Source organism: Chrysiogenia bacterium (assembly GCA_020434085.1).
Taxonomy (GTDB): Bacteria; JAGRBM01; JAGRBM01; order JAGRBM01; family JAGRBM01; genus JAGRBM01.
Window position 1 is genome coordinate 1 of sequence record JAGRBM010000358.1, and the last position, 2,291, is coordinate 2,291.

3 protein-coding genes are annotated in these 2,291 nt (G+C 59.1%); all 3 read left to right on the forward strand.

Annotated elements, in window-relative coordinates; genetic code table 11:
- Positions 1-953 (forward strand): chemotaxis-specific protein-glutamate methyltransferase CheB (gene cheB / locus KDH09_12380; protein MCB0220487.1); only part of this gene is annotated, 953 nt, incomplete at its 5' end.
- 55 nt (positions 954-1,008) lie between these two features.
- Positions 1,009-1,863, forward strand: a complete 855-nt coding sequence (locus tag KDH09_12385; GenBank protein MCB0220488.1) for a GAF domain-containing protein — start codon at positions 1,009-1,011, stop codon at positions 1,861-1,863.
- A 36-nt stretch (positions 1,864-1,899) separates the two neighbouring features.
- The gene (locus KDH09_12390) at positions 1,900-2,277 is read left to right on the forward strand and encodes a response regulator (protein ID MCB0220489.1); all 378 of its coding nucleotides are present in this window, start codon (positions 1,900-1,902) and stop codon (positions 2,275-2,277) included.
- The last annotated feature ends 14 nt before the right edge of the window (positions 2,278-2,291 follow it).

Consider the following 2,291-nt stretch of genomic DNA (forward strand, 5'->3'; position numbering starts at 1 on the left):
TCTACGAGTTCAGCCCTGATGTCATCACGCTGGATCTGGAAATGCCCGGCATGGACGGGTTTACCTTCCTTCGGCTGGTAACTCAGTCCAGGCCGCTGCCGGTCATTGTGGTGAGTTCGCGCTCGGAAGACCGCGCGATTTTCCGCGCACTGGAATTGGGCGCAACCGACTTTATTGCCAAGCCCAGCGCGCGCATCTCGTCGGACATCCAGCGCATCGCTCAGGAACTGCGCTTCAAAGTCGAGAACATCCGCAAGGTGGCGCTCTCGAACCTGATGCAGTTCGAGCGCGGGCTCAAGCCCGCGGCCGGACGTGGCGCGGTGGCCGAAGTCCGGATGCAGGAGACGCCCTCTTGCGTGGTGGTGGGCTCTTCCACCGGCGGGCCGGCGGCGCTCCACTACCTGCTCTCGGAACTGCCGCCGCGCTTCGATATCCCCATTGCGATTGCCCAGCACATGCCGCGCGGCTTTACCAAGCCCTTTGCCGAGCGCCTCTCAAAGCGCCTTGGACGCGACGTGATCGAGGGCGAGGATGGGCGGTTGCTGCAACCCGGGCAGGTCATCCTGGCGCCGGGGGGTAAGCACCTGCTCATCGAGAATTCTACCCGCGGCCCCAAGCTCACGATTGCTGATCCGGCCGAGAGTGATCGCTTCATCCCGTCGGTGGACCGGCTCTTCGAGTCGGCGGTTGAGGTATTTGAAGAACGCATCGATGCAGTGATTCTCACCGGTATGGGCAATGACGGCCTCAAGGGGGCCCGGGTGGTGCATGACGCAGGTGGCCATGTCATCGCGGAATCCCAGGAGACAGCGGTAGTGTACGGCATGCCAAGAGAGGTCGTGGAAGCCGGTTTGGCCGACAAGGTGGCGGCACTGCCGGAGATCCCCCGCTTGCTGGCCGCGGCGGTGAATAAACCCCGGGCAAAACCACGGGGGAAAGCCGCCCGGGCTTGAGCGCGGCGGCAATTTCGTGCTACAGCACGATCTGGAAAGGCAGCACAGGCCTCGAATGGATAAGGACGACAAGGGGGATCTTGCCGAGCGTGATGAACTGCATGATCGCGCGGAAGATTTCCTGAATCACTTCAAAAAGGGCGCGGAATTTACGCAAGAGCTCCTTCAGGAGAACGAGCGTTTGCGGTACCGACTTGTCCAGCTCGAACAGGAAAACCGCTCGTTGCAGGCCGTTGCTCCCGCCGGCGGCGTGCCGCCCGATACCCAGCGCCTGGTTGCCGAGATCGAGCGTCTCCAGAAGGAAAAGGAAGAGATCCTCACGCGCTATAAAGAGGTCGAAGCCGAGAACAAGGACTTCGCCGAGCGCTATGTGGACATTGAAGAGGAAAACAACAACCTCGCCAATCTCTACATCTCTTCCTATCAGCTCCACTCCACTCTCGACTTCAAGGAAGTTCTGCAGATCATTGTTGAGATCATCATCAACCTGATCGGTGCGGAGATGTTCGCGGTTCTTCTGCTCGATGAGAAGACCCATGCTCTTTCGGCGGTGGCCGGCGAGGGCGTCGATCTCAAGGCCATTCCGGCGGTGAACCTGGGACAGGGTGTCGTCGGCAAGTCCGCCGAGACCGGCGAAAATTACTTTGTCGAGACGATTCCCGACGATCCCGGGCTCAACCCCGCCGATCCGCTGGTCTGCATTCCTCTCAAGATCAAGGAACAGGTGATTGGCGTCATCTGTATCTACAAACTGCTGCAGCAAAAGCGCCAGTTTGCCAACGTCGATTACGAATTGTTCACCCTGCTCGCGGGTCATGCGGCAACGGCGGTGTTTTCCGCCAAGCTGTATTCGGATTCCGAGCGCAAGCTCAACACAATCCAGGGTTTTATCGACCTGCTGACGAAATAGGAGGAGCCTCGGAAGGGGCCGGGGCAAAAGGGTTTTATGGCGGATTTCCGGGTGCTGGTAGTCGAAGACTCACCAACGATGCGACAACTGATTATCTTCGCGTTGAAGCGCCTTCGTAATCTTGAGATCGTCGAGGCCAACGACGGCGTCGAAGGACTCAAGAAGATGTCGGAGAAGAAGTTCGACCTCGTGCTGACGGACATCAACATGCCCGTGATGGACGGGATCAAGCTGATTACGCTCATTCGCAAGGACGACACGCACAAGGACGTTCCCATCGTGGTCATCACCACCGAGGGCGGCTCCGACGACCGTGAGAAGGCACTCAGTCTGGGCGCCAACACTTACATCACCAAGCCCATCCAGGCCGCTCACGTGCTCACGACGGTCAAGCAGCTTCTGAACATTCAGTAGCCTCAATTACGCAA